Origin of the sequence: Xanthomonas axonopodis, assembly GCF_001304695.1 — a bacterium.
Classification (GTDB): domain Bacteria; phylum Pseudomonadota; class Gammaproteobacteria; order Xanthomonadales; family Xanthomonadaceae; genus Xanthomonas; species Xanthomonas axonopodis.
In genome coordinates this window covers 1-1,302 of sequence record NZ_JFAQ01000325.1, presented here as the reverse complement: position 1 = coordinate 1,302, position 1,302 = coordinate 1, and the positions used below count along the sequence as shown (strand labels likewise).

General features: G+C 67.2%; 1 protein-coding gene and 1 pseudogene. One reads left to right on the top strand and one right to left on the bottom strand.

Annotation, left to right across the window (positions count from 1 at the left end; all coding sequences use genetic code 11):
• Positions 1-118 (bottom strand): annotated as a pseudogene (locus XAXN_RS20085) (DUF998 domain-containing protein); the annotation flags it as partial.
• A 205-nt stretch (positions 119-323) separates the two neighbouring features.
• On the opposite strand from XAXN_RS20085, the gene trxA reads away from it, so the two are divergent.
• Positions 324-1,181: a thioredoxin gene (gene trxA / locus XAXN_RS20080; RefSeq protein ID WP_054319345.1), complete on the top strand. Its 858-nt coding sequence runs from the start codon at positions 324-326 to the stop codon at positions 1,179-1,181.
• The last annotated feature ends 121 nt before the right edge of the window (positions 1,182-1,302 follow it).

Sequence of the window (1,302 nt, the reverse complement as noted above, 5' to 3'; positions counted from 1 at the left end):
CCGGATGGCTGGCCTGCAGATAGCCCGGCAGCGTGACACCGAAACCGGCCAGTGCCAGCACGAAGACCGTTGCGGCGATCAGGCCCATGTAGCGCGGTGCGCGTTCGGTGGTTGCCATTGGCTTACTCCAGCACGGGGCGCGAAGCGCCGCCAGAATGCGGCATTGTCGTGCCGGCCGGGCGCGGCGTGAACCCCCGACGCTCACACGGCCATGCGAAAGGTGCCTTCCCGGGCACGCGAGCGCGTCATTGCGGCTAGGCTTGTGTCAGCCGCGTTTGCCACCATTACCTTCCACTGTTGCCGCACTTAACTTCTGGAAGCCCATGTCCGACAAGCCGCATGTATTCGATGCCACCACCGACACCTTCGAGACCGAGGTCCTGCAGAAATCGTTGACGACACCGGTGCTGGTGGACTTTTGGGCCACCTGGTGCGGCCCCTGCAAGTCGCTGACGCCGATCCTGGAAAAGCTGGCCGGCGAGTACAACGGTGCATTCGAGCTGGGCAAGGTCGATGTGGACAAGGAACAGCAGATCGCTGCGGCGTTCCAGATCCGTTCCGTGCCGACGGTGTTCCTGGTCAAGGGCGGCGAAATCGTCGACGGCTTCCCCGGCGCCATGCCGGAAGGCCAGGTGCGCGAATTCCTGACCCAGCATGGCGTGCTGCCGGCCGAGCCGCAGGTAGCCGAAGACGTGCCGCTGGCGCCGCTCGACCCGCAGGCGCAGGCCGCGGCGCTGCGTGAGGCGATCGCTGCCGAACCGGACAAGGACGAACTCAAGCTGGACCTGGCGCTGGCCCTGCTCAAGACCGGCGACACCGCCGAAGCCGAGCAGTTGATCGACGCCCTGCCCGCCAACCTGGCCACCGACGACCGCGCGGTGCGCGCCAAGGCGCGGCTGAGCTTTGCCAACGTCCTCAAGGACGCCCCGGATGCCGGCACCTTGCAGGCCGCCGTGGAGGCCAACAGCGCCGACCTGCGCGCACGTCACCTGCTCGGCGTGCGCCACCTGCTCGACGGCAACGACGAAGCGGCGTTGGAGCAATTCCTGGAAATGCTGCGCCAGGACCGCACGTTCGACGACAACCTGCCGCGCCGTAGCCTGATCGATGCCTTCCGCGTGATCGAGGACGAAGACCTGGTCGGCCGCTATCGGCGCAAGATGTCGGCGCTGGTGTTCTGATAGCCGCTGGCACTGCGGCGCCAGACGTGCACGTAGGGGCGGACCTGGCCGCGACGAGTTATTCCTGCCGGTCGCAATCGCGCTTCCCCGGCAAGGCTGGGTCGCGGCCAGGTCCGCCCCT